The 22,491-nt window shown below is 49.5% G+C and carries 22 protein-coding genes; 4 read left to right on the forward strand and 18 right to left on the reverse strand.

Annotation, left to right across the window (positions count from 1 at the left end):
* Positions 1–613: 613 nt before the first annotated feature.
* The 17 genes from METMA_RS24325 to mnmG form a co-directional block, all read right to left on the reverse strand.
* Positions 614–1,351 (reverse strand): HIRAN domain-containing protein, encoded by a 738-nt coding sequence (locus tag METMA_RS24325; protein ID WP_040590469.1) that lies wholly within the window; start codon positions 1,349–1,351, stop codon positions 614–616.
* Between the two features lie 268 nt (positions 1,352–1,619).
* On the reverse strand, positions 1,620–3,449 hold the full coding sequence (glmS, locus tag METMA_RS0108835) for a glutamine--fructose-6-phosphate transaminase (isomerizing) (protein WP_027147168.1): 1,830 nt from the start codon (positions 3,447–3,449) through the stop codon (positions 1,620–1,622).
* Between the two features lies 1 nt (position 3,450).
* A complete protein-coding gene (gene glmU, locus METMA_RS0108840; protein ID WP_084254186.1) occupies positions 3,451–4,917 on the reverse strand; it encodes a bifunctional UDP-N-acetylglucosamine diphosphorylase/glucosamine-1-phosphate N-acetyltransferase GlmU in 1,467 nt (488 codons plus the stop codon).
* A gap of 1,196 nt (positions 4,918–6,113) precedes the next feature.
* The gene (locus METMA_RS0108845; RefSeq protein WP_020158722.1) at positions 6,114–6,536 is read right to left on the reverse strand and encodes a F0F1 ATP synthase subunit epsilon; all 423 of its coding nucleotides are present in this window, start codon (positions 6,534–6,536) and stop codon (positions 6,114–6,116) included.
* A 74-nt stretch (positions 6,537–6,610) separates the two neighbouring features.
* Positions 6,611–7,990 (reverse strand): F0F1 ATP synthase subunit beta, encoded by a 1,380-nt coding sequence (gene atpD, locus METMA_RS0108850; RefSeq protein WP_020158723.1) that lies wholly within the window; start codon positions 7,988–7,990, stop codon positions 6,611–6,613.
* 48 nt (positions 7,991–8,038) lie between these two features.
* A complete protein-coding gene (gene atpG, locus METMA_RS0108855; RefSeq protein WP_027147169.1) occupies positions 8,039–8,902 on the reverse strand; it encodes a F0F1 ATP synthase subunit gamma in 864 nt (287 codons plus the stop codon).
* A 12-nt stretch (positions 8,903–8,914) separates the two neighbouring features.
* A complete protein-coding gene (gene atpA / locus METMA_RS0108860; protein ID WP_027147170.1) occupies positions 8,915–10,456 on the reverse strand; it encodes a F0F1 ATP synthase subunit alpha in 1,542 nt (513 codons plus the stop codon).
* Positions 10,457–10,477: 21 nt separating this feature from the next.
* Positions 10,478–11,008, reverse strand: coding sequence for a F0F1 ATP synthase subunit delta (locus METMA_RS0108865; protein WP_020158726.1), 531 nt, complete (start codon positions 11,006–11,008; stop codon positions 10,478–10,480).
* Between the two features lie 5 nt (positions 11,009–11,013).
* Positions 11,014–11,487 (reverse strand): F0F1 ATP synthase subunit B, encoded by a 474-nt coding sequence (locus METMA_RS0108870; protein WP_020158727.1) that lies wholly within the window; start codon positions 11,485–11,487, stop codon positions 11,014–11,016.
* Positions 11,488–11,528: 41 nt separating this feature from the next.
* Entirely contained in the window at positions 11,529–11,816 is a 288-nt protein-coding gene (gene atpE, locus METMA_RS0108875; protein ID WP_020158728.1) for a F0F1 ATP synthase subunit C, read from the reverse strand.
* 42 nt (positions 11,817–11,858) lie between these two features.
* Entirely contained in the window at positions 11,859–12,635 is a 777-nt protein-coding gene (gene atpB, locus METMA_RS0108880; RefSeq protein ID WP_020158729.1) for a F0F1 ATP synthase subunit A, read from the reverse strand.
* A gap of 34 nt (positions 12,636–12,669) precedes the next feature.
* On the reverse strand, positions 12,670–13,029 hold the full coding sequence (locus METMA_RS0108885; protein ID WP_020158730.1) for an ATP synthase subunit I: 360 nt from the start codon (positions 13,027–13,029) through the stop codon (positions 12,670–12,672).
* A gap of 119 nt (positions 13,030–13,148) precedes the next feature.
* Positions 13,149–13,994, reverse strand: coding sequence for a ParB/RepB/Spo0J family partition protein (locus METMA_RS0108890; RefSeq protein WP_020158731.1), 846 nt, complete (start codon positions 13,992–13,994; stop codon positions 13,149–13,151).
* Positions 13,995–14,221: 227 nt separating this feature from the next.
* Positions 14,222–14,611, reverse strand: a complete 390-nt coding sequence (locus tag METMA_RS0108895) for a hypothetical protein (RefSeq protein WP_020158732.1) — start codon at positions 14,609–14,611, stop codon at positions 14,222–14,224.
* Positions 14,608–15,381 carry a ParA family protein gene (locus METMA_RS0108900; protein WP_020158733.1) on the reverse strand — a complete coding sequence of 258 codons (774 nt, stop codon included), beginning with the start codon at positions 15,379–15,381 and terminating at the stop codon, positions 14,608–14,610. Before METMA_RS0108900 ends, METMA_RS0108895 begins: the two co-directional genes overlap by 4 nt.
* A 2-nt stretch (positions 15,382–15,383) precedes the next feature.
* A complete protein-coding gene (gene rsmG / locus METMA_RS0108905) occupies positions 15,384–16,019 on the reverse strand; it encodes a 16S rRNA (guanine(527)-N(7))-methyltransferase RsmG (protein WP_020158734.1) in 636 nt (211 codons plus the stop codon).
* Positions 16,019–17,890, reverse strand: coding sequence for a tRNA uridine-5-carboxymethylaminomethyl(34) synthesis enzyme MnmG (mnmG, locus tag METMA_RS0108910; RefSeq protein ID WP_020158735.1), 1,872 nt, complete (start codon positions 17,888–17,890; stop codon positions 16,019–16,021). Before mnmG ends, rsmG begins: the two co-directional genes overlap by 1 nt.
* 82 nt (positions 17,891–17,972) lie before the next feature.
* Between mnmG and METMA_RS0108915 the strand changes: the two genes are divergently transcribed.
* Positions 17,973–18,182, forward strand: coding sequence for a DUF7230 family protein (locus METMA_RS0108915; RefSeq protein ID WP_020158736.1), 210 nt, complete (start codon positions 17,973–17,975; stop codon positions 18,180–18,182).
* Positions 18,183–18,196: 14 nt separating this feature from the next.
* Here the strand turns inward: METMA_RS0108915 and METMA_RS0108920 are convergent, their stop codons facing one another.
* Entirely contained in the window at positions 18,197–18,535 is a 339-nt protein-coding gene (locus METMA_RS0108920; protein WP_020158737.1) for a TraR/DksA family transcriptional regulator, read from the reverse strand.
* A gap of 128 nt (positions 18,536–18,663) precedes the next feature.
* On the opposite strand from METMA_RS0108920, the gene METMA_RS0108925 reads away from it, so the two are divergent.
* From METMA_RS0108925 to METMA_RS0108935, 3 genes are read left to right on the forward strand one after another with little or no spacing between them, the layout of a single operon-like run.
* Positions 18,664–19,569 carry an AAA family ATPase gene (locus tag METMA_RS0108925; RefSeq protein WP_020158738.1) on the forward strand — a complete coding sequence of 302 codons (906 nt, stop codon included), beginning with the start codon at positions 18,664–18,666 and terminating at the stop codon, positions 19,567–19,569.
* Positions 19,566–20,510, forward strand: coding sequence for a DUF58 domain-containing protein (locus METMA_RS0108930; RefSeq protein WP_020158739.1), 945 nt, complete (start codon positions 19,566–19,568; stop codon positions 20,508–20,510). The genes METMA_RS0108925 and METMA_RS0108930 overlap by 4 nt, the downstream gene beginning before the upstream one ends.
* Positions 20,483–22,471 carry a transglutaminase TgpA family protein gene (locus METMA_RS0108935; RefSeq protein ID WP_027147171.1) on the forward strand — a complete coding sequence of 663 codons (1,989 nt, stop codon included), beginning with the start codon at positions 20,483–20,485 and terminating at the stop codon, positions 22,469–22,471. Before METMA_RS0108930 ends, METMA_RS0108935 begins: the two co-directional genes overlap by 28 nt.
* The last annotated feature ends 20 nt before the right edge of the window (positions 22,472–22,491 follow it).

Genomic DNA, 22,491 nt, shown 5'->3' on the forward strand with positions numbered 1-22,491 from the left:
GAGTCGCCCTTTTTACTCAGTTTATAAAGAGATGGGTGTCCAAATTTTCCAAGCAAATGGTTAAATATTTGTTTTTGTATTGATTTTTCTATATTTCTAGTTTACCACTGGTAAATATTCAACGGAGATTAACACATTCAGGCTTCTAGATACGATATCAAAGGAGATATTCATCCGATTTTTGAATCACCTCATAGGCACCTTCATGGAGCTATTGTAGAGTCGAGATGTGACGCGGTGGTCTAAGGTTCAGCCTAGCTGTAGCCGCGCCTTTCTGATAAATTGGATAGTGCAAAAGGGTTTAGGCTTTACAGATTTACATTCGCCTGATATTTTTTCGCTGCATAGGCTAATAGCGACGTGTAAAATGTAAAGTATGACATGACCCGAATAGCACTGAAAATATTCTGGGTCCGAATGCGTCTGAGTGACGCTCTCCCGAACTAATAGCCATGTGTGGACATCAAAGGATCGATAGAAGCTTTTTGTCCATCTATATTAATATTGCTGCAGCATAATGGTTGGCCGGCTAGTCGACCTTACAGTTTATCAGACTGTATCATTGAGCTTATCTCATTCCATTGCATCGATTTTTGTTTTTTATATTTATTGATCATGCCGCAACTACTTTCTTATCTAAAAGTAAATATTCATCATCCGCAAATAAATTAAACCTCGATGGCAGTGCAAAAACAGCCTTGCACAACAAACGAAATTGAATAGGTGCATCATGGTTCAAACGCTCTACTGTTAAATTTATAGTGGTTTTTTCCACAATCCTGCACAAATCGCGGTTCAAATAACGTGGGCAATACCCAACTTTGGTAGACTCTTCAGTTTCCAGTACCAGGGCAAAATGATCATGATTATTACTGTCTTCCCGCCTTAATGCTAAAGGATCACCACTTTGCAATCGGTCGATACGTTGTAAGCTCACTTGATCAAGATGGCGTAAGCCGTGACTAAGAAAAAACAATTCCATTTCCCCTTGCTCATTGATTTCAGGATAAGGGTAAACACATAATTCATCAGTTGCCCGTTTGCCACCGGATCGACCTAGTATTTGCATTGGATCGCTTTCTATAGCTGGATCCAGGGCCAACCAACGCACATAATCGGGGTATTCCGGGCGTGAACTGTTTAATACCCGATTGGCGAATAAAGGGAACAGCTCATGCGAGTAGTAATTTTTATGTAAGTCCCGCATTCTACCCAAATATTTAAAGCGTGGTGACGCTAATGCTCCTTGAGTATAAGTGAATCGATATAACCCGTTTTGCCGACTTAATTGCCCGACAGTATGCCAAAGACGCGTCTCTGGATCTTGCCAAGCGGTATAAAGGGCTTTCATAGCTTAATCTCTGATAATCTTTTCCTATTTGATTCTCATAATTTCATGACATATTGAATTGCCGTCTCACTGATTTCCGAAGGCGGTATCTTGATAAATATGCTGTGGCACTGTTCATGCGAGATACCGCCTAATCTCATTGTAACCATAGTTTTACGGATTCCGTTTTTTTAATGCTGTCCATGTGGAGCCAGTATTTTGTTTTAGTTCCTTGTTGCTCGGGTAGTTCCGGCGCATTATCAGGAATCCGAATAATTGGATACAAAACCTATTCCACAGTCACCGATTTCGCCAGGTTTCTGGGTTGGTCGACGTCGGTGCCTTTTAAGACGGCGACATGGTAGGCCAGAAGCTGCAGCGGTATGGCGTAGACGATGGGCGCCGTTTCATTTTCGACTTGCGGCACTTTTACAATCTGTACATTTTCGCTGCTTTCCGAGGCCAGTGTTTCATCCATGAAAACAATCAGCTGGCCGCCGCGGGCGCTGACTTCCTGCATGTTGGATTTCAGTTTTTCCAGCAGGCTGTTGTTCGGCGCTACGGTAATGACCGGCATTTCCGCGTCTATCAGTGCCAGTGGGCCGTGTTTCAGTTCGCCGGCCGGATAGGCCTCGGCATGGATGTAGGAAATTTCCTTGAGCTTTAATGAACCTTCCATGGCTATCGGAAAATGCGTGCCCCGGCCGAGGAAAAGCGCATGCTGTTTTTCAGCGAACTGTTCCGACAATTGTTTGATTTCATCATTCAATCGCAGCGCCTGTTCGATTTTCTCCGGCAGGTTGAATAATTCCGAGGTTATTTTTTGCTCCATTTGCTCGGTCAGCTGGAAGCGTCTGCCGACGGCAATGACCAGCAGCATCAGTGTTGCCAGCTGCGTTGTGAAGGCTTTGGTCGATGCCACGCCGATTTCAGGGCCGGCCCGTGTCATTAATACCAGGTCAGACTCTCTGATCAGCGAGCTCTCCGGCACATTGCAAATGGCCAGTGAATATTTGGCACCCAGTTTTTTCGCTTCCTGCAAGGCGGCCAGGGTATCGGCCGTTTCGCCGGATTGCGAGATGGTGACGATCAGGGTGTCTTCCGATAGTACCGGATTTCTGTAGCGAAATTCGCTGGCGACTTCGATATTGCAAGGCACGCGGGCCAGTTTTTCAAACCAGTAGCGTGCCACTAGCCCTGCATGGTAACTGGTTCCGCAGGCCAGGATCTGCACGGATTTTATCTTGTCGAAAATCTCCGCGGCATTGTGCCCGATGGAACTCTCCTGCAAGCGATTGTTTATGAACCGGCCTTCCAGGGTTTCCGAGATGGCCCAAGGCTGTTCATAAATCTCCTTGAGCATGTAATGGCGGTATTCGCCTTTGTCAACGGCGTCGATTTTGACCTGGCTGGTTTTGATGGGCCGATTGACGATCGTGTCATTGGCATCGTAAATGACGACTTCGTCTATGGTTATCGCCGCGATGTCGCCGTCTTCAAGGAAAATGAACCGTTGCGTGACCGGCAACAAGGCCGCGACATCCGAGGCGATGAAATATTCGCCAATGCCGACGCCGATTACCAGGGGGCTGCCTTTTCTGCAGGCGATCAGCGTATCGGGATACTCGACGCTCATGATGCCCAAGGCGTAAGCGCCTTCGAATTTTTTCACGGTTTTCTGCACGGCGGTTAGCAGAGAGTTCGAGGTTTCCATGGCATGGTAAATTTCATGCACGATGACTTCGGTATCGGTTTCCGATGTGAACTTGTAGCCGTTCTCTTTCTGAATCCCGCGTAATTGCTCATGGTTTTCGATAATGCCGTTATGAACCACGGCCACTTTGTTTCTGCAGATATGCGGGTGCGCGTTAGCCGTACTGGGCTTGCCATGAGTCGCCCATCGGGTATGGGCGATGCCGATAGTGCCGCTGATGGGATCGGCCTGCAGCAAGTCTTCCAGGCCTTTCACCTTGCCCAGTTCCCGCTTGCGGTATATTTCCCGTTCGTTTATGACCGCCATTCCTGCCGAATCGTAACCGCGATATTCCAATCGCTTCAGTCCCTCCAATAAGATGGGGACTACATTTCGCTGCGCTATACCACCTACAATTCCACACATATTATTTTTCCTCGACAGTTGTTCCTGACATTGTTCTAGCTTCCGCATCCCTGCAGTTGTCGGCAGATTTTCCAGACACTGCGCGAACTTTCGCATTCTTGCAATCGTGTTTAATGGGGCGTTGCCATCCATCTACAGTTGTTTGTCTTGCCCTACTCAAGGTCAGTTGATTATCAGGGCTGTCTTTAGTGATCGTGGAGCCGGCGCCAATGGTGGCGTTTTTGCCGATCGTTACCGGGGCGATCAGTTGGGTATCGGAGCCGATAAAAGCGCCGTCGCCGATGACCGTTCTGAATTTGTTCACGCCGTCATAATTGCAGGTAATGGTTCCGGCGCCGATATTGACCTTGCTGCCGACGGTCGTATCGCCGATATAGCTTAAATGGTTGATTTTACTGCCCGTGGCTACCGATGATTTTTTGATTTCCACGAAATTACCGATGTGTACATCCTCGGCCAGGACGCTTTCCGGCCTCAATCTGGCGTAGGGGCCGATTCGGCTGCCATTGCCTATGACGGCGTTTTCGATAATGCATAAATCAAGAATCTCTACATTATCGCCAATGGTAGAGTTTTTGATATGCGTATTAGCACCTATTTTGACATTGCTGCCGATGCTGTTTTTGCCTTCCAGAATGACGTTGATGTCAATTTCGATATCCTGGCCCAGCCTTTCGATCTCTCCGCGCAGGTCGAAGCGCGCCGGGTCTCTTAAGGTGACGCCTTGCTCCATGAGCATGGCCGCTTGCTGTTGTTGATAGACCCGCTCCAGATGGCTGAGCTGCATGCGGTTATTGACGCCCAGCACTTCATCGGCTGTGTCCGGCTGGCTCGTGACAATCGTCACGCCGTCGGCGACGGCCATTTCAATGACGTCCGTCAGATAATATTCGCCCTGCGCATTGCTGTTGTTTAGCTGGCTCAGCCATTTTTTCAGCTTATCGCCGGGTATCGCCATGATGCCGGTATTAACTTCTTTGATCAGCTTTTCCTGATCATTGGCGTCTTTTTCCTCGACAATCCTGATGACCTGTTCATCCGCTTTTCTGACGATCCTGCCGTAACCGGCCGGGTTTTCAAGATTGACGGTCAGCAAGGCCAGCGAGCGCTCATTGACATTGGAGATCAGTTGCTTCACCGATGACAGTTTCAGCAGCGGCACATCGCCGTAGAGTATCAGCACGTTATCGGTGTCTGAAATATGATCCGCCACCTGTTGCACGGCGTGGCCCGTGCCCAACTGTTGTTTTTGCTCTATCCAGACCGCGTCCAGATCGCTCAGTGTATCTCTTACCAGTTCCGCGCCATGGCCATAAACAATTTTGATACTGTTGTTTTCCAGTTGCCGGCTCATGTCGTAAACATGTTTCAGCAAAGGTTTGTCGGCAATCTCATGCAGTATTTTGGGCCGCTCTGAACGCATGCGCGTCCCTTTGCCGGCCGCCAGAATGATGGTTTTAATGTTCATGTTTTTTTCTTGGCTGATGTTACGCATAGGTTGAGTGAGGAGTGCCCTGATAAATTATCACAAGCGCGACAGTTGTTGAAATCTTGTCATTAGTATTTAGTCGGCCTTGTTCTGACGAGTAAAATTTGCAGCGTATTCATGGCGTGCGAATAGTGCGAATACCCCCCTGAAGGGCACAAGTACCCATAGGGCATAAATAAATTCGCACCTACAATTTAACCGTCATAATTAAATTGAATGTACTGCTAGTAAGTTCAAGAGCATTTATTTATTAGCCGGAAACATTAATTTCAGGCATGTGCGCCATGAAAGACAAGTCATTCGCTGACCGGTAGGGCGCCCGGGGTTTTCATAAACCCGATAGGGTACGCATTTATGCCCTTTGGGTACTGCGTGCCTTTTGGGATGGCATTCACCGGAATCGCTGGAAAAGGTACGCGATGCGTACCCTACTGTATTTTTCCTCGTTCCCGCGCTCTCGCGTACCCTGAAGGGCATTAATTCCTCGCTCCCTGGTTCCCATGCTCCTGCGTGGGAACCCATACCGGTGCTCAGTTCAGCTGCGGTCTGCATTCCCACGCTCCCGAGGCTGTGAATGAATTAGTGAAAAACGTCATAAAAAAGCCTAATTCACCACGAAGATCACGAAGGACACGAAGTAAAAATTAAGTTAATCAAAAGCTTAAAACTTCGTGCTCTTCGTGTCCTTCGTGGTTAAATCCTTTAAATTGAATACTTTCACAGTCTCTCCCGCGTGGGAATGAGGAAACGCATACCGGGCCATACGACGTGCCGCTCTCAAAGCTCGGTATCGGTTCCCAAGGAGGAGCGTGGGAACCGGGGAAAGGTACGCGATGCGTACCCTACTGTATTTTTCAGGCATATTCGATGACCATACTCAATTTCACAGCAGCCGTTGCTTTCAAGTGACGGCCCGTATGTAACAACCGCCCTGTAAATCAATCAACCGGACAATTGCCGCGCTACAGGGTGCTTCTGTCTGTTCCAGGCCTGCAGGCTTTTATCCGGTGCGTTATCCAAGCCAGTCCAATGTTTTTTATTGCATCGCAGCTTGAAGCGATCGCGCCTGAGCTGTCGTTTGCGGCATTATAATCGCAAATTTTTTTTGAAATAAAAAAAAACCCGATAACGTGAACACGTTAACGGGTTTTTACAGGCTTTAAGCCCATATATTCTTATCCGCCGCGCTTTCTCAGCCTGTCCAATGTCCTCAATTGCATCATAGCTTCAAGCAATTGGGCCTGGGCTGTCGCATAATCAATCTTGCTGGACTTGTCCGCCAGAGCTTCTTCGGCTCTATGCTTAGCTTCCAGGGCGGCTGCTTCATCAATATCTTTCGCTCTAATAGCCGTATCAGCCAGGATGGTGACCACATGAGGCTGCACTTCCAGAATGCCGCCTGATACATAGAACGGATAACTTTCCTTATCGTTCACTTTCACCCGCACTTCGCCGGGATTCAGTCTTGATATGAATGGAGCATGACGTGGGGAAATACCTACTTCGCCAAGTTCAGCCGGAGCAAATACCATTTCCGCTAATCCGGAAAATATCTCCTGTTCTGCACTTACGATGTCTACATGTATGGTCATGGTCATTATCGGTTATACCTGTTTCAATCTTCTCCCGGCGGTTAAACCGGGAGGGAAGATACATCTAAAAGTATGGCGGCTTACTTCATGCCTTTTGCTTTCTCAAGCGCTTCGTCAATGGTGCCGACCATGTAGAAGGCTTGTTCAGGGATATTGTCGTATTCACCATCAATGATGCCTTTGAAGCCGGCGATTGTATCTTTCAGTGAAACATACTTGCCTGGTGAACCGGTAAATACCTCGGCGACGAAGAAAGGCTGTGACAGGAAACGCTGCATTTTACGCGCTCTAGCCACGATCAGCTTGTCTTCTTCCGACAACTCGTCCATACCCAGAATCGCGATAATATCTCTCAATTCCTTATAGCGTTGCAGGGTGCCTTGAACTTTACGCGCCACATCATAGTGCTCTTGCCCGATGACTAAAGGATCGAGCTGACGGCTGGTTGAGTCCAGTGGATCGATCGCAGGATAAATCCCCAGCTCGGCGATTTGACGGGACAATACGACGGTCGCGTCCAAGTGAGCGAAGGTGGTGGCAGGCGATGGGTCGGTCAAGTCGTCCGCAGGTACGTAAACGGCCTGGATAGACGTAATCGAACCGGTTTTGGTTGAAGTAATACGCTCCTGCAATACGCCCATTTCTTCCGCCAATGTCGGCTGATAACCTACCGCGGAAGGCATACGGCCCAGCAATGCCGATACTTCGGTACCCGCCAGGGTATAACGGTAAATGTTGTCGACGAAGAACAGCACGTCGCGGCCTTCATCACGGAAGAACTCCGCCATGGTCAAACCGGTCAATGCCACGCGCAGTCTGTTGCCGGGCGGCTCGTTCATCTGACCGTATACCAGCGATACTTTGTCGATAACGTTTGAATCGGTCATTTCGTGATAGAAGTCGTTACCTTCACGAGTACGCTCACCAACGCCGGCGAATACGGAATAGCCGCTGTGCTCGATCGCAATGTTACGGATCAGTTCCATCATGTTAACGGTCTTGCCTACACCGGCGCCGCCGAACAATCCGACTTTACCGCCTTTGGTGAAAGGGCAGACCAGGTCGATAACCTTGATGCCGGTTTCCAGCAATTCGTTGGCGGCCGCTTGTTCGTCGTAGGAGGGTGCTTCGCGGTGAATGCCCCATTTTTGTTTTTCGCCGATAGGGCCTTTTTCATCGATAGGCTCGCCCAGGACGTTCATAATACGACCCAGGGTTTCCTGCCCGACCGGTACAGAAATAGGCGCGTTAGTATTGCTAACGGTCAAGCCTCTGCTTAAGCCATCGGTACTACCCATGGCAATTGATCTGACTACGCCGTCACCTAATTGCTGCTGAACTTCCAGTACCAGGCCTTTGCCTTCTACGTTTAATGCATCATATACTTTGGGCAGTGCTTCACGTGGAAATTCCACGTCAACAACCGCGCCAATAATCTGAACGATTTTACCCGAACTCATTGAGTTGTCCTCTTTTAATTTGTGTCGATTTTGCTTGGGCTTAAAGGTTTAAACAGCTGCGGCACCGGCAACGATTTCTGAAATTTCCTGCGTGATAGCGGCCTGTCTGGCTTTGTTGTAGACCAACTGCAACTCACCGATCAGATTTCCGGCGTTATCCGAAGCGCTCTTCATGGCGACCATTCTGGCTGCCTGTTCACAGGCATTGTTTTCAACCAGGCCTTGGTAGACGATCGATTCGATATAACGGGTCAACAGATGATCCAGAACTTCCTTGGCATCGGGCTCGTAGATATAATCCCAATGGCCGCCCAGGCCTTCTTCGATCTCTTCCGCGACGACAGGAAGCAGCTTTTCAATAACAGGCCTTTGAGTCATGGTATTCACGAATTCATTGTTTATTACATACAATTCGTCAATAGTGCCTTGCTCATAAGCATCCAACATGATTTTAATGATGCCGACGATATCCTCAAGGTGCGGAGTGTCACCCAGTTTGGATACCTGACCTACCATATTCGTTTTCAGATTACTGAAAAAACCGGCGGCCTTTGTACCGATGGTACAAACGTCTACATCGATATTGGCTTTGTCCCATTGTGCTAGTTGCGTCAGCGTTTTTCTGAACAAATTCGCATTCAGACCGCCGCACAGTCCCCTGTCGGAGCTTATAACAATGATCCCGACCCGTTTAACCTCACGCTTAACGAGAAAAGAGTGTTTATACTCCGGATTGGCATGGGCCAGATGTTTGATGATCTGGCCGATTTTTTTGGAGTATGGACGTGTTGCCTGCATTCTGTCTTTTGTTTTACGCATTTTACTCGCGGCAACCATCTCCATTGCCCGAGTGATCTTTTGAGTATTTTTGATACTCCCGATCTTTGTGCGTATTTCTTTACCAACAGCCATTTGAAGACCCTTTTACCAACTATGAGTTTTGATGAAAGTTTGAATAGCAGTCAGCATACCCTGCCTAATTTCATCGCTAAAATCGCCAGTTGCATTAATGTTGTTCATTAATTCAGCATGTTCTGACTTCATGTACGACTGTAAAGCAGCTTCAAAATCAAGGACTTTGTTAACTTCCACGTCATCAAGGAAACCTTCGTTGGCGGCAAACAGCGAAACCGCCATTTGTGCGACCGACATAGGTGAATATTGATTTTGCTTCATCAATTCAGTCACACGCTGGCCGCGCTCGATCTGTTTACGCGTGCTTTCATCCAGATCCGATGCGAACTGGGCGAAGGCCGCCAACTCACGGTATTGAGCCAAGTCAAGACGCGTGCCGCCACCTAATTTTTTGATGATTTTGGTTTGAGCCGCACCGCCAACACGCGATACCGATAAACCGGCGTTTACCGCAGGACGGATACCGGAGTTGAACAAATCGGTTTCGAGGAAGATCTGACCGTCGGTAATGGAGATTACGTTGGTCGGTACGAAAGCCGATACGTCGCCGCCTTGCGTTTCGATGATTGGCAATGCGGTTAATGAACCGGTTTTACCTTTCACTTTGCCGCCAGTCAGTTTTTCAACTTCAGCCGCATTGATACGCGCCGCTCTTTCCAGCAAACGGGAGTGCAGGTAGAACACGTCACCAGGATAAGCTTCACGGCCGGGCGGGCGACGCAGCAACAAGGACACCTGACGATAGGCCCAGGCCTGTTTGGTCAAGTCGTCATAAATAATCAGCGCATCTTCGCCACGGTCTCTGAAGTACTCGCCCATGGAACAGCCGGTGTAGGGTGCAATGAATTGCAATGCAGCTGATTCTGAAGCGGAAGCGGCAACGATAATGGTATGTTCCATCGCGCCATGTTCTTCCAGTTTGCGCACTACATTGGCAATGGACGAACGTTTTTGGCCGATAGCGACATAAATACATTTAATGCCGGTGCCTTTTTGATTGATGATCGCATCAACCGCGATGGCCGTTTTACCGGTCTGTCTATCGCCGATGATCAACTCACGCTGGCCGCGGCCGACGGGAATCATCGAATCAATTGATTTCAAGCCTATTTGAACGGGTTGATCAACCGATTGACGGGCGATAACGCCTGGAGCGATTTTTTCGATAGGGGAGGTTTCGTTGGTTTCAATGGCGCCTTTGCCGTCGATAGGATTACCGAGCGCATCAACAACACGGCCCAGCAATGCTTCGCCAACCGGCACTTCCAGAATTCTACCGGTACATTTAACGGTATCGCCTTCAGTGATGTGCTGGTATGAACCTAATACCACCGCACCGACAGAATCCCTTTCAAGGTTAAGCGCCATCCCGTAGGTATTGCCGGGGAATTCCAGCATCTCGCCCTGCATAGCTTCGGAAAGACCATGTATTCTTACAATACCGTCAGTCACGCTAACTACAGTACCTTCTGTATGGGCTTCGGCGCTAAGGTCGAAGTTTTCGATCTTCTTTTTAATCAGATCACTTATTTCAGATGGGTTTAATTGCATGTTCTTTTTCTCACTCTAGAGTTAGAGCCTTTTTGCTAATTGTTGAAGCTGGCCTTTGATAGATCCGTCAATTACTCTGTCGCCTGCTCGAACCAGAACGCCGCCGATTAAGGACTTATCCACGGTCACGTTCATATGAACTTTTTTGCTCAGTGTCTTTTCCAGTTTTGAAGCGAACGTCTGCTTTTCTTCTTTGGAGAATGCATAGGCAGTCGTTACTTCAACATCGATATAACCTTCATCGTCCGCTTTATATGTTTCGAATATTTCCGTGATATAAGGCAGTAAGGTCAATCGGTTGTTTTGAACAAGCAATTTCAGAAAATTCGCATTCTCTTCATCAACTTGCCCCTGGCAGATATCAAGCATCAGCGCCGATAACCTTTCTTTGCTAACTTTGGGGTTATCCACTACAACAGAAATTTCTTCATCACTCAGGACAGCCGACATAAATGCCAAACTTTGCGACCACTTTGCAGTCGTGCCGGTTTCTTTGGCCCTTTTAAATACAGCCGCTGCGTAAGGCCTTGCCAATGTTGCCAGTTCGCTCATTATGCTTAACCTAGTTGATTAGAGACTTTGCTTACGATGTCTTGGTGTTTGGCCTTGTCGATTTCCGCACTCAGAATCTGTTCCGCTACATTTACAGCCAGAGCAGCCACTTCTTGACGCAAACCTTCTTTAGCCTGCTGCATTTCTTGCTCGATCTGTGCCTGTGCCGCCAGAATCATGCGGTCGCCTTCTTGTTTAGCGATTTCTTTCGATTCTTCGACAATTTCATTGGCACGCTTCTGAGCGAGATTAACAATCTCGGATGATTGTTCTTTAGCTTCCTTTAAAACGCTCTTGGCCTTTTTCTCGGCCAGTTGCATTTCTTCCTGACCTTTTTCAGCCGCAGCCAAACCGTCAGCGATTTTCTTTTTACGTTCTTCTAAAGAGTCAAATAAAGGTGGCCATATGTACTTCATGGTAAACCATACCAGAAGTGCAAATGTAATCATTTGCCCAATCAGAGTAGCATTGATACTCACGATGCGTTCCTCTTGTTGCGATTAAGTTAAACAGCTTTAAATTAACCAGCTGCGGCGGCTTGTACAGCAGACAGGAATGGGTTTGCGAATGTGAAGAACAGCGCCAAACCAACACCGATCATTGTTACCGCGTCCAACAGACCTGCAACGATGAACATTTTAACTTGCAACATAGGAACCATTTCCGGCTGACGAGCCGCGCCTTCCAGGAATTTTCCACCCAGCAGACCGAAACCGATAGCTGTTCCCAAAGCACCCAGGCCTAAAACCAGACCAACTGCAACAGCAGTCATACCTTGTACATCAGCAATTAAAGATGCAATTTCCATGATACCTCCAAACGTAGTATTGATATAAAAAAGTTGTAAAAATTAGTGGTCTTCGTGCGCCATGCTCAGGTAAACGATTGTCAATACCATGAATATGAATGCTTGAAGCGTGATAATCAGAATGTGGAACACCGCCCATGGGAAACTCAACACCGGTTGAATAAACCAAGGCAGCAGGGCAATCAAAATAAAGATCAGTTCGCCGGCATACAGGTTGCCGAACAAACGAAGTGCCAGTGAGATGGGTTTTGCTATTTCTTCGACGACTTTCAATAGCAGGTTGAACGGCAGCATCCATGGCCCGAAAGGTTGAAACATCAATTCCTTGGCAAAGCCCCATGGGCCTTTTATTTTGATACTGTAGAAAATAATCAGGCAGAAAACCGATATCGACATGGCGAATGTCGCATTCAGATCCGTACTGGGAACGACGCGCAGATACTCAATGCCCATCATCGATCCGATCAACGGCAGAATGTCAACGGGGAACAAGTCCATGAAATTCCACAGGAAGACCCAACAGAATATCGTTAATGCCAGCGGCGCGATTAACTTGCTGTGACCGTGGAAGCTGTCTTTAACCTGGCTGTCTACAAATTCAATCAGCATTTCAGCAAAATTTTGCACCAGGCCCGGAACACCGGCTGTCGCTTTTTCGGCGGCCATTTTGAAAAACCAGACAAACAGACCACCTAATACTGCAGAGAAAAATAAGGTATCAAGATGCAATGTCCAAAAACCCTCGCCTACACTTAGCGGAGTCAAATGGTGAATGATATATCCGGTTGCACCTTCGGCGGCATGAGCTTCGGTAGCCATCGTTCCTCTCTAAATATTAAAAAAAATGATTGCGTCAGCGCATAATGAGCACAAACCAAAAAGCTGATAAAGCCGACACATAGCCAGCCAGCAGCGGTAATATTTCTATATTTGGGATTTGAAAAATCAAAATGAACAGCGCAGCTGTTAACAATAACTTTCCCGATTCTCCAGCATAAAAAGACCTGACGATCTTTTTAGGCTCCTGCCCTGCGGCTCTTCGTACGCGCAACGCAAAATAAAGGTTAGGAATAAAAGCTGCTGCTCCGCCCAAGGCAGGCGATAGGGCTTTAGGCCATCCCCCTAAAATTGCAAACCCGGCTGTTGTTATTATTATTATCAGTAGTTGGTAACTTAAGATTTTACCGACAGTCACTTCATTTGCAGCTGTCATGCTCAAGCTCCATATACAATAGCGGCATGAATTATAGCCATCAGCTTTCATTAAAGCAAGAAAGCAAGAAAAATATCCTTATAAATTTTGTAGGTTATTCCCATCTGTTGCCGAGCCGGCTATTTGATTTGTTCAAGAATCCCATCCAGTTCCTCGAGACTGGAATAGGCTATGACCAGCTTGCCGGTGCCATTTTCCTTATGATTGATCAAGACTTTCGCGCCCAGTTTTGCCGTCAGGTCTTCCTGTAAACGCAAGGTATCTTTATCGATGATTTTGGCTTTCTGTGCTTTCGGCTCAGCCTGGCTATCCTTAACCAGCCGCTCCGCCGCTCTTACCGTCAGACCTTCCCTGACGATTTTATGGGCGGCGGCGACTTGCTTGACGGCATCGAGTGACAGCAACGCTCTTGCATGCCCCATTTCCAATTGGCCGTTGACCAACAGTTTTTTCACCTCGGGGTGCAGTTCCATCAGCCTCAATAGATTGGTAATCGTCGTCCGTGATTTACCGACCGCATCGGCAATCTGCTGATGCGTCATGGCAAATTCCTCCAGCAGTCTTTTTAAAGCATCCGCCTCCTCCAGAGGATTCAGATCTTCTCTTTGAATGTTCTCAATCAGCGCGATCGCCATGGCCGCCCGGTCATCTATTTCCTTGATCACCACCGGCACCTGTTGCAAGCCGGCCAGCTGCGCCGCACGCCAGCGACGCTCTCCGGCAATGATTTCGTACTTTTCCTGGGCAATTTTCCGCACAACGACAGGCTGTATGATGCCTTGCGCCTTAATGGAATCGGCCAGCTCCTGCAATTTTTCCGGATTAATGTCTTTTCGCGGCTGATACTTGCCGCGCTGCATATATTCTATCGGCAGAGTCTGAATCTGATGTTTTTCCTCTTTAGCGGAAACATCGCCTAACAAGGCATCCAGCCCTCGGCCTAACCCACGTTTTTTTAAAGTCATGCGTTCTTCTTTGTTAATCGTTTTGGTCGCCGGCGCAATACCTGGCCCGTCTACTCACAATGGTTGATCTTTAAACTGGTGCTTAGTCAGCCTTGTTCCGACGAGTGAAATTTGCAGAGTATTCAAATAGTGCGAATGAATTCGCACCTACAATGTTCTCGTCATAATTAAATTGACTGAGTACTAGCTGACTGCCGCCAGTCGGATGATAATTTTGGCTTTTCCAGTCAATCGATTTCGAAACGACGGACCATCAACTCGAACTCATCCAGCAAACTTATTAAAGACTCAGCTTCCTCTAAAAGATTATGGTTTTCCCGTTGAACATTTTTGATCAAAGCCGCCGCTATCGTCGCCTGCTCATTAACTTTTTCAACAGTGGCAGGCGCCGGCTTCGGCTGTTTTTCCGCGGCAACAGACCCCTGGCTTTTTCCCGGCAATTGCTCCTTACGCTCCAGAGGGTATATTTCCGGCTTGCTGGTAATCGACGGCGACTGTTCCCGGCGCTGCTCTACCGGTTTTGCATCTGTCTTTGCGGTATCCTTGCGATCTTTAGCAGGCACATCCACCAGTAACGCTTCCAAACCGCGGCCTAGTCCACGTTTTTTTAAAGTCATGACTTATTTTTTTCTTTTTTGATCATTTCATTTGCCAATGCCATATAAGACTTGGCGCCCCGCGATGTTTTATCATAAATCAGCACGGGCACGCCATGGCTTGGCGCTTCGGCCAGGCGAATATTCCTGGGTATGCAGGTCCTGAACACTTGATCGCCGAAATACCGGATCAATTGCTCCGAAACATCCTTGGTCAAGCGGTTCCTGTCATCAAACATCGTGCGCAGAATACCTTCCAGGTGCAGTTCCGGATTGACGGTCTCCTGAATGTTTCTCAGCGTGCTCATCAAGGCGGACAAACCTTCCAGGGCATAATATTCGCACTGCATCGGAATCAATAAACTGTTTGCCGCCACCATGGCATTCAAAGTCAGCATATTCAGGGAAGGCGGGCAATCGATCAAGATATAATCATATTGTCCTTTAATTTGCATTAACGCATCGGCAAGACGCAGTTCCTTGCGCTCGGCCTTCATCAACTGCACCTCGGCGGCTGTCAGATCGGAGTTGCCGGGAATGACCGAAAAACCGATTTCCGGCAGATGCACAACCGTTTCCGCCACCGGTACGTCTTCCATCAATAAATCATAACTGGAATATTGAATTTCCAGCTTGTCGATGCCGCAGCCCATGGCCGCGTTGCCTTGGGGATCAAGATCGACCAGCAACACGCGGCGTTTGGAAGCCGCCAGTGATGCAGCCAGATTGACGCTGCTGGTCGTTTTGCCTACACCGCCTTTTTGATTGGTTACGGCTATTACTTTTGCCACTACTACTTTACCTCGGTCTCTTCAAGAGATTCTATTCGAACCAGACATCTTTCAGCTGCTATTCCCGGCACATGGATCGGTATTACCGCCACTTTCTGCGGCATGCGCTCCAGCTCCTCATCCGGGCGTTGGCCTTTCATTGCCAATACCACACCGCCCTTGCCGAGCAGATGCTCCGTTAATTCAACAATCGTTGGCAAACTGGCGAAAGCGCGCGTGATCACGGTATTGAAGGTATGCTCCGGATGATACTGTTCCACGCGGCTATGACTGACGGCTACGTTTTTGAGCTTTAATTCCAGCACCGCCTGCTGTACGAACCTGGTTTTTTTGGCATTGCCATCGAGCAAGACGAACTCGGTTTCAGGCAGGCAGATGGCTAATGGAATGCCGGGCAATCCGGCACCGGTCCCTATGTCGATCACGCGCGGGCCTTCAACAAAGCGGAGCACGGCCAGACTGTCGAGCAAATGCAGCCGCACCATTTCATCCCTGTCGCGAATCGCGGTCAGGTTATAGGCTTTATTCCATTTTTCAATCAGCTTTATAAAGTTCAGCAGACGCTCGACCTGGTCTTCATCAACGGACAGATGCAAGGCCTCCAGCCCGGCAACCAGGATTTTACGACAGGCATCCATCAGGCGGTTTTCTTTTTCAGATATACCAGCAGCAACGAAATAGCGGCCGGGGTAATGCCCGGAATACGCGATGCCTGGCCCAAAGTCTCGGGCCGCTGATTTTTAAGTTTTTCGCTGACTTCGTTGGAAAGGCCTGGAACGCCTTTATAGTCGATGGTGTCGGGCAGCCGCAGATGATCATAGCGCAAGGCCTTGTCTATCTCCGATTGCTGCCTGTCTATATAACCGGCATATTTGGCCTGGATTTCAACCTGCTCGGCAACCTGCTCCGAAACAGGCGCATCAGCGTCTAAAAACAACAGCAATCGGTTGATGTCGACTTCCGGCCTGCGCAGCAAGTCCATCAAATTGCTTTCGCGCATTAAAGGCTTGCCCCAGTACTCGGCAGCCAGCGCTGCTTCCTCGGTTTCAGACCTGATCCATCTTTTTTTCAGATCGCCCTGCAAGCGGGCAATGGCTTCGCGCTTGGATTCAAACGCCTGCCAGCGCTCATCATCGACCAGGCCCAGTTCGCGCCCCTTTTCCGTCAAGCGCAGATCGGCGTTGTCTTCCCTCAGCAATAACCGGTATTCAGCACGGCTGGTAAACATGCGATACGGCTCTTGCGTACCGCGCGTGATCAGATCGTCGATCATGACGCCGATATAAGCCTCGTCGCGTCCCGGGCACCAGCTTTCCAGCCCCTGCACCAGACACGCGGCATTCAGGCCGGCGATCAGGCCTTGCGCGGCCGCTTCTTCGTACCCGGTCGTGCCATTGATTTGCCCGGCGAAGAACAGCGCCTGCATGTGCTTGGTTTCCAACGAGAATTTCAGATCCCGCGGGTCAAAAAAATCATATTCGATGGCATAGCCGGGACGCACGATTTCGGCATTCTCAAAACCCAGCATCGAACGCACGAATTCATACTGCACATCGAAAGGCAGGCTGGTGGAAATGCCATTCGGGTAGATTTCATGGGTATCCAGTCCTTCAGGCTCGACAAAAATCTGATGCGAATCCCTGTCGGCAAAGCGCATGATTTTATCTTCGATGGAAGGGCAATAACGTGGACCGATGCCTTCTATGATCCCCGAATACAGCGGCGAGCGATCCAGGCCGGAGCGGATGATGTCATGAGTTTCGCCGTTAGTGCGCGTGATGTAGCACGGTATTTGCCGCGGATGCTGTTCGCGCTTGCCAAGAAAGGAAAAGACCGGCACCGGATCGTCGCCGTGCTGCACAGCCAGCTTGCTGAAATCGATCGTGCGGCCATCGATACGCGGCGGGGTGCCGGTTTTTAAGCGATCGATACGGAAGGGCAGTTCGCGCAGGCGCTCGGCCAGGGCAATCGAGGCGGCGTCGCCGGCGCGGCCGCCGCTGTAGTTTTCCAGGCCGATATGGATTTTACCGCCCAGGAACGTACCGGTCGTTAACACCACGGCTCGTGCCGAAAAGTTCAAGCCCATCTGAGTCTTGACGCCGACGACTTTATCGCCTTCGACCATCAGATCGGATACGGTTTGCTGGAATATGGACAGGTTGGGCTGGTTTTCCAGCGCGCTTCTAACCGCCTGCTTATATAATTTGCGGTCAGCCTGGGCGCGTGTGGCCCTGACCGCCGGGCCTTTGCTGGCGTTCAGGGTGCGGAACTGGATGCCGCCAAGGTCAATGGCCCGCGCCATGATCCCGCCTAACGCATCCACTTCCTTGACCAGATGGCCCTTGCCGATGCCGCCGATGGCCGGGTTGCAGCTCATTTGTCCCAGGGTGTCGATATTTTGCGTCAACAACAGTGTTTTCACGCCGCACCGGGCAGCCGCCAACGCCGCTTCCGTACCCGCATGACCACCGCCGACAACAATGACATCAAAATCTTTTTTGAATTTCACAAGCGTTATTTACTCTAAAAAATGCTATATTAATGCGTTGTATAGTGTTATACAAACTCGGCTCTATTATAAGGGGAAAATCATGAAAAAACGTAAAAATCAGCGCGAACTTGAGACGGTTCCGTTGCAAAATCCTGTCGCGAAGTTCGCGCATCAGTTTAACAAGGCGCAAACTTTTCGCGATAAAAGCAAGTACAGCCGTAAAGCCAAGCATGCAAAACAGGAGGTTTTTCCAATGACTCTTTATCCGGTGTCATTGGAAAAACCTCCTGTTTTACTCAGCCGGATTTAAGTCAATCAGGCCGATTAGCGTTCTGACTGGCTGGCGCATTTGATGCACATATTGGAATAAGGCACCGCTTTCAATCGTTCCTTATTGATCGGCTCGCCGCAAACCGAGCAGATACCGTATTCACCGCTGTCTATGCGGGTAATAGCCTGCTTGATTTTCTCTATCTCCATGCGGGTCGTATTGCCTAAATAGTCCAGCACTTCATCATTTTCCGTTTGCGTCACCTGTTCTGCAAAATCCTTTTCCAAAGGCTCGTCCGAGTGTTTGACGTCCTCGGTAATTTTAGTCAGCCGCTCATCCAGCTCTTCGAGCATTTCTATGAGGCTGCGACGTATTTCTTCATATTCTTTCATATAAGTCCTGTTGTTTCCGTGCCTTGAATCTTAACTTAATTCAGAAGCTTGCTCTATACTAAAAAACAGGCTTTACTTTACCCGTATTTCCATACGCCCTCATTCAACCTAGCATGCTATCACCACTTATGCAAAATGCAATTAATCAGCTATTAGATTCGGCCAACCAGATCATTCTCGGCAAGCCGCGCCAACTTCGCCTTGCATTGTGCTGCCTGCTGTCTCGCGGCCATCTGCTGATAGAAGACATGCCCGGCGTCGGCAAGACCACGCTGGCGCACACGCTGGCGAAGCTGCTCGGTTTAAACTATCAGCGCATACAGTTTACCAGCGATATATTACCGGCTGATATTCTCGGCGCTTCCGTTTTTGATGCCCAAAACCATGTGTTTAAGTTTCATGCCGGCCCGATCTTCAATCAAATGATTTTGGCCGATGAAATCAACCGTTCAACGCCGAAAGCGCAAAGCGCGCTGCTGGAAGCGATGGAAGAGCGCCAGGTAACGATTGAAGGCAATACCTATGAACTGCCGCAACCCTTTTTCGTGATTGCCACCCAAAACCCGTCGCATCAAATAGGCACGTTTCCATTGCCGGAATCGCAATTGGACCGCTTTCTGATGCGCCTGGAGCTAGGCTATCCCGATCACGATGCCGAAAGAGCCCTGCTGACCGGCCAAAGCCGCCACAATCTGATTGAATCGCTGCCCGTTCAATTGCCGTCGGAGCACCTGATGCGGATGCAGCAGGCTGTCGCGCAGGTTTACGCTTCCCCTGCCCTGCTGGACTATTTACAGGCTATTATCGCTTATACGCGTGAATCACCGGACTATCACTGCGGCCTGTCTCCGCGCGCCGGCCTGGCGCTGCTTACCGCCGCCAAGGCCTGGGCTTTCATGGACCGCCGTGACGCGGTTATTCCGGAAGATATCCAGGCCGTACTGGCCGCCGTGGCCGGACACCGGCTGAGATCCGGCCACAGCCATTCAGACGCTATCGTCGCGCCGTTACTGGAAAAAGTAGCCGTCCATTGAACACGTTTGCACTGAATAAACGCTGGCGCCGAAGCCGTTTTGCCTCAGCCGAAAAAGCCACCGATGGACCGGTGACATTAACGCATCGGCGCATCTATATCATGCCGACCCAACGCGGCCTGGGCTTCATCGTCTTGAATATACTGTTATTGCTGATCGCCTTTATTTATAACAACAACCTGGCCTATTTGCTGACTTTTTTATTGACCGGCATCTTTCTTGTCACAATTTTGCATAGCTTTAAATCACTCTCCGGCCTGGTGTTGCATAAAGGCCATTGCAAGGCCGTGTTTGCGGAAGAAGCCGCGGAATTTGGCATTTCCATCAATAATCCCACTTCGATCGAACGCTACAGTTTACAACTCGCGCTGCGGAAAACCGAGAGCCTGGACCTCCCGGCATACAGCAAACGTTTGATTACGCTTTATTCCCCAACCCGAAAAAGAGGCTGGCATGAAGCCGGCGCGGTCACGATTGCCAGCACGTATCCATTCGGCCTGTTTCGCGCCTGGTCGCCAGTACGGCTGGGCCTTAAGTTGCTGGTTTATCCCAAGCCCGCGAGCGCCGACAGTCCTCTGCCGGAATCGCCATCGGTTCAGTCCGGGCAAGGGATCAGCAAAAAAGGGACGGATGACTTTTACGGCGTCCAGCAATACCAGGCCGGCGATCCGATCAAACAGATACACTGGAAAGCGTTTGCCAAAGGCCAGGGACTGTTCAGCAAGCAGTATGGCGGAGAAGGGGCGGCCGAAATCTGGCTCGATTACAATGCTACCTCGGGACACCATACGGAAGAGCGCTTAAGCCAATTATGCCGCTGGGTGATCGATGCCGACAAAGCCGGCATTCATTACGGTTTATCGCTGCCCGGTTATAAGATAGCGCCCAACCACGGCGCCCTGCATGCGCAAGAATGTTTGGAAACACTGGCTCTGTTTTAAAAATCATGTCCGCCGAATTTAACAAAAGCACCCTGATCTTTTTACTGTCGTCTATCGGACTGATCGTTTTTCCTCACGTTTATCACCTGCCGGTTGCTATCCTCGGCTTTTTTTTCCTGCTCCTGGGCTGGCGCTTTATCGGCATCTGGAAACCTGGCTGGCTGCCCTCCAACTGGTTTGTTCTGCTACTGACCGTTCTCGGCATTGCGCTGCTGTACAGCCAGCATCGAAGCGTGTTCGGACGCGATCCGGGAACCAGCCTGTTCGTTATCGGACTGGCGCTGAAATTACTGGAGATCAAGACCGAGCGCGACATCTATCTGATCATCTATCTGGCGTTTATCGTCGCCGCCTCGCAGTTTTTGTATGAGCAGAGCATCCTCATGGGCGCTTATATTATGGCCGTCTGCTGTGTGCTTCTGGCGGTGCTGGTGTGCATTAACAGTCTGCGCCCGCAAACGCTGCCGGCCTTAAAAACGGCGGCCATTGTTATCGCTCAAGCCATGCCGATTGCGGGCGTTCTATTCCTTCTGTTTCCGCGCGTTGAAGCGCCACGGTGGATGCTGTTTACCGAAGAGCCTCAAACCAGGTCCGGTTTAAGCGACAGTATGGAACCGGGCTCGATCAGTAGCCTCGGCTTGTCGGACGAACTGGTTTTCCGGGTCAAATTCAAAGGCGCCATTCCGCCGCAGGCTCAACGTTACTGGCGCGGCCCGGTCATGACGCTTACGGACGGGCGGCAGTGGACACAATCGGCAAACCGGCATTTTAATAGATTTCTCGACCAGCCTGAATTTACCGGTACCCCCTATCAGTACACCTTGCTGATGGAACCACAAGATAAACCCTGGGTTTTTGCCCTGGATATGCCGGCAAAATACTCATCGTCATTAAGCCTGAACGCCAATTATCAGCTCATCAGCTCGGAAATGCCCGAAAAACGCGCCGAGTATCAAGTGACGTCGTATCCGCAATACAACACCGGTTATATCACCAAGACCGAATATCAGGAAGCCACGCAACTGCCCGGCAAACCATCGGGCAAAATCAACCAACTGGTCCGGCAACTGCACGGTTTCGACAGCCCGCCCGAAACCTATATTCAGCAGTTATTAGGGTATTTCAGGAAGGAGAACTTCTATTACACATTAACGCCGCCGCTAATGGAGGATAATCCGATTGAAACTTTTTTATTTGATACCCGTTATGGATTTTGCAGCCATTATGCCGCGGCTTTCGTCTATTTAATGCGTGTCGCCGGGATCCCTTCACGCATTGTCACCGGTTATCAAGGCGGTGAACTGAACAAAGTCGGCAATTTTCTGGAAATAAGACAAGCTCATGCCCATGCCTGGACCGAAGTCTGGCTACAGGACAAAGGCTGGGTTCGGTTCGATCCGACGGAAGCCATTGCGCCGGAAAGAATTGAGCAGGATATCAATGTCGATCGGCAAATCGCCAGCGGTGTCGTCACTTTCGTGAGTCCCGACACCAAAACCCTGGCGGCATTCAATTGGCTGAAAGGGGTCCGCCAGCTTTGGACCAGCGCCGATTACAATTGGCAGCGCTGGATTATCAACTATAACAGCCTGAGTCAACTCCAGCTTCTGGCATCCTGGGGCATACAGAACATTAAGGTCATGCTGTACTGGATGATCGGCCTGATCGGTTTGATAACCGCGGTACTGTCCTGGTTCCTGTTATATCGGAAACAGAAAGCGACCGATCGGGTTTTACGACTGTACAACCGCTTCTGTAAAAAACTTGTTCACAAAGGGATCATAAAAAACGACAACGAAGGAGCAAAGGATTTTGCCGAACGCGTGAAAACCCAGTTGCCCGAGCAATCCGAACAGATCGATCAGATCACCGCCGTATTCATCAAGCTGCGCTACGGCCGGGGTTCAAATCCGGAAGATTTGAAGAGGCTGCATCAGCTGGTGTCGCTGTTTAAAGCCTGAGCCCCTGCTAACCGGGCTTT

This window comes from Methylobacter marinus A45 (assembly GCF_000383855.1).
GTDB classification, from domain to species: Bacteria; Pseudomonadota; Gammaproteobacteria; order Methylococcales; family Methylomonadaceae; genus Methylobacter; species Methylobacter marinus.

Excerpts from the sequence above, each read along its gene's own strand:
- glmS (WP_027147168.1), bottom strand. The coding sequence starts at position 3,449 with ATGTGTGGAATTGTAGGTGGTATAGCGCAGCGAAATGTAGTCCCCATC.
- METMA_RS0108845 (WP_020158722.1), bottom strand. The coding sequence starts at position 6,536 with ATGACCATGACCATACATGTAGACATCGTAAGTGCAGAACAGGAGATA.
- METMA_RS0108890 (WP_020158731.1), bottom strand. The coding sequence starts at position 13,994 with ATGACTTTAAAAAAACGTGGGTTAGGCCGAGGGCTGGATGCCTTGTTA.
- glmU (WP_084254186.1), bottom strand. The coding sequence starts at position 4,917 with ATGAACATTAAAACCATCATTCTGGCGGCCGGCAAAGGGACGCGCATG.
- atpD (WP_020158723.1), bottom strand. The coding sequence starts at position 7,990 with ATGAGTTCGGGTAAAATCGTTCAGATTATTGGCGCGGTTGTTGACGTG.
- atpB (WP_020158729.1), bottom strand. The coding sequence starts at position 12,635 with ATGGCTACCGAAGCTCATGCCGCCGAAGGTGCAACCGGATATATCATT.
- METMA_RS0108865 (WP_020158726.1), bottom strand. The coding sequence starts at position 11,008 with ATGAGCGAACTGGCAACATTGGCAAGGCCTTACGCAGCGGCTGTATTT.
- atpE (WP_020158728.1), bottom strand. The coding sequence starts at position 11,816 with ATGGAAATTGCATCTTTAATTGCTGATGTACAAGGTATGACTGCTGTT.
- atpA (WP_027147170.1), bottom strand. The coding sequence starts at position 10,456 with ATGCAATTAAACCCATCTGAAATAAGTGATCTGATTAAAAAGAAGATC.
- METMA_RS0108915 (WP_020158736.1), top strand. The coding sequence starts at position 17,973 with ATGAAAAAACGTAAAAATCAGCGCGAACTTGAGACGGTTCCGTTGCAA.
- METMA_RS0108920 (WP_020158737.1), bottom strand. The coding sequence starts at position 18,535 with ATGAAAGAATATGAAGAAATACGTCGCAGCCTCATAGAAATGCTCGAA.
- METMA_RS0108885 (WP_020158730.1), bottom strand. The coding sequence starts at position 13,029 with ATGACAGCTGCAAATGAAGTGACTGTCGGTAAAATCTTAAGTTACCAA.
- METMA_RS0108925 (WP_020158738.1), top strand. The coding sequence starts at position 18,664 with ATGCAAAATGCAATTAATCAGCTATTAGATTCGGCCAACCAGATCATT.
- METMA_RS0108935 (WP_027147171.1), top strand. The coding sequence starts at position 20,483 with ATGTTTGGAAACACTGGCTCTGTTTTAAAAATCATGTCCGCCGAATTT.
- rsmG (WP_020158734.1), bottom strand. The coding sequence starts at position 16,019 with ATGGATGCCTGTCGTAAAATCCTGGTTGCCGGGCTGGAGGCCTTGCAT.
- METMA_RS24325 (WP_040590469.1), bottom strand. The coding sequence starts at position 1,351 with ATGAAAGCCCTTTATACCGCTTGGCAAGATCCAGAGACGCGTCTTTGG.
- METMA_RS0108895 (WP_020158732.1), bottom strand. The coding sequence starts at position 14,611 with ATGACTTTAAAAAAACGTGGACTAGGCCGCGGTTTGGAAGCGTTACTG.
- atpG (WP_027147169.1), bottom strand. The coding sequence starts at position 8,902 with ATGGCTGTTGGTAAAGAAATACGCACAAAGATCGGGAGTATCAAAAAT.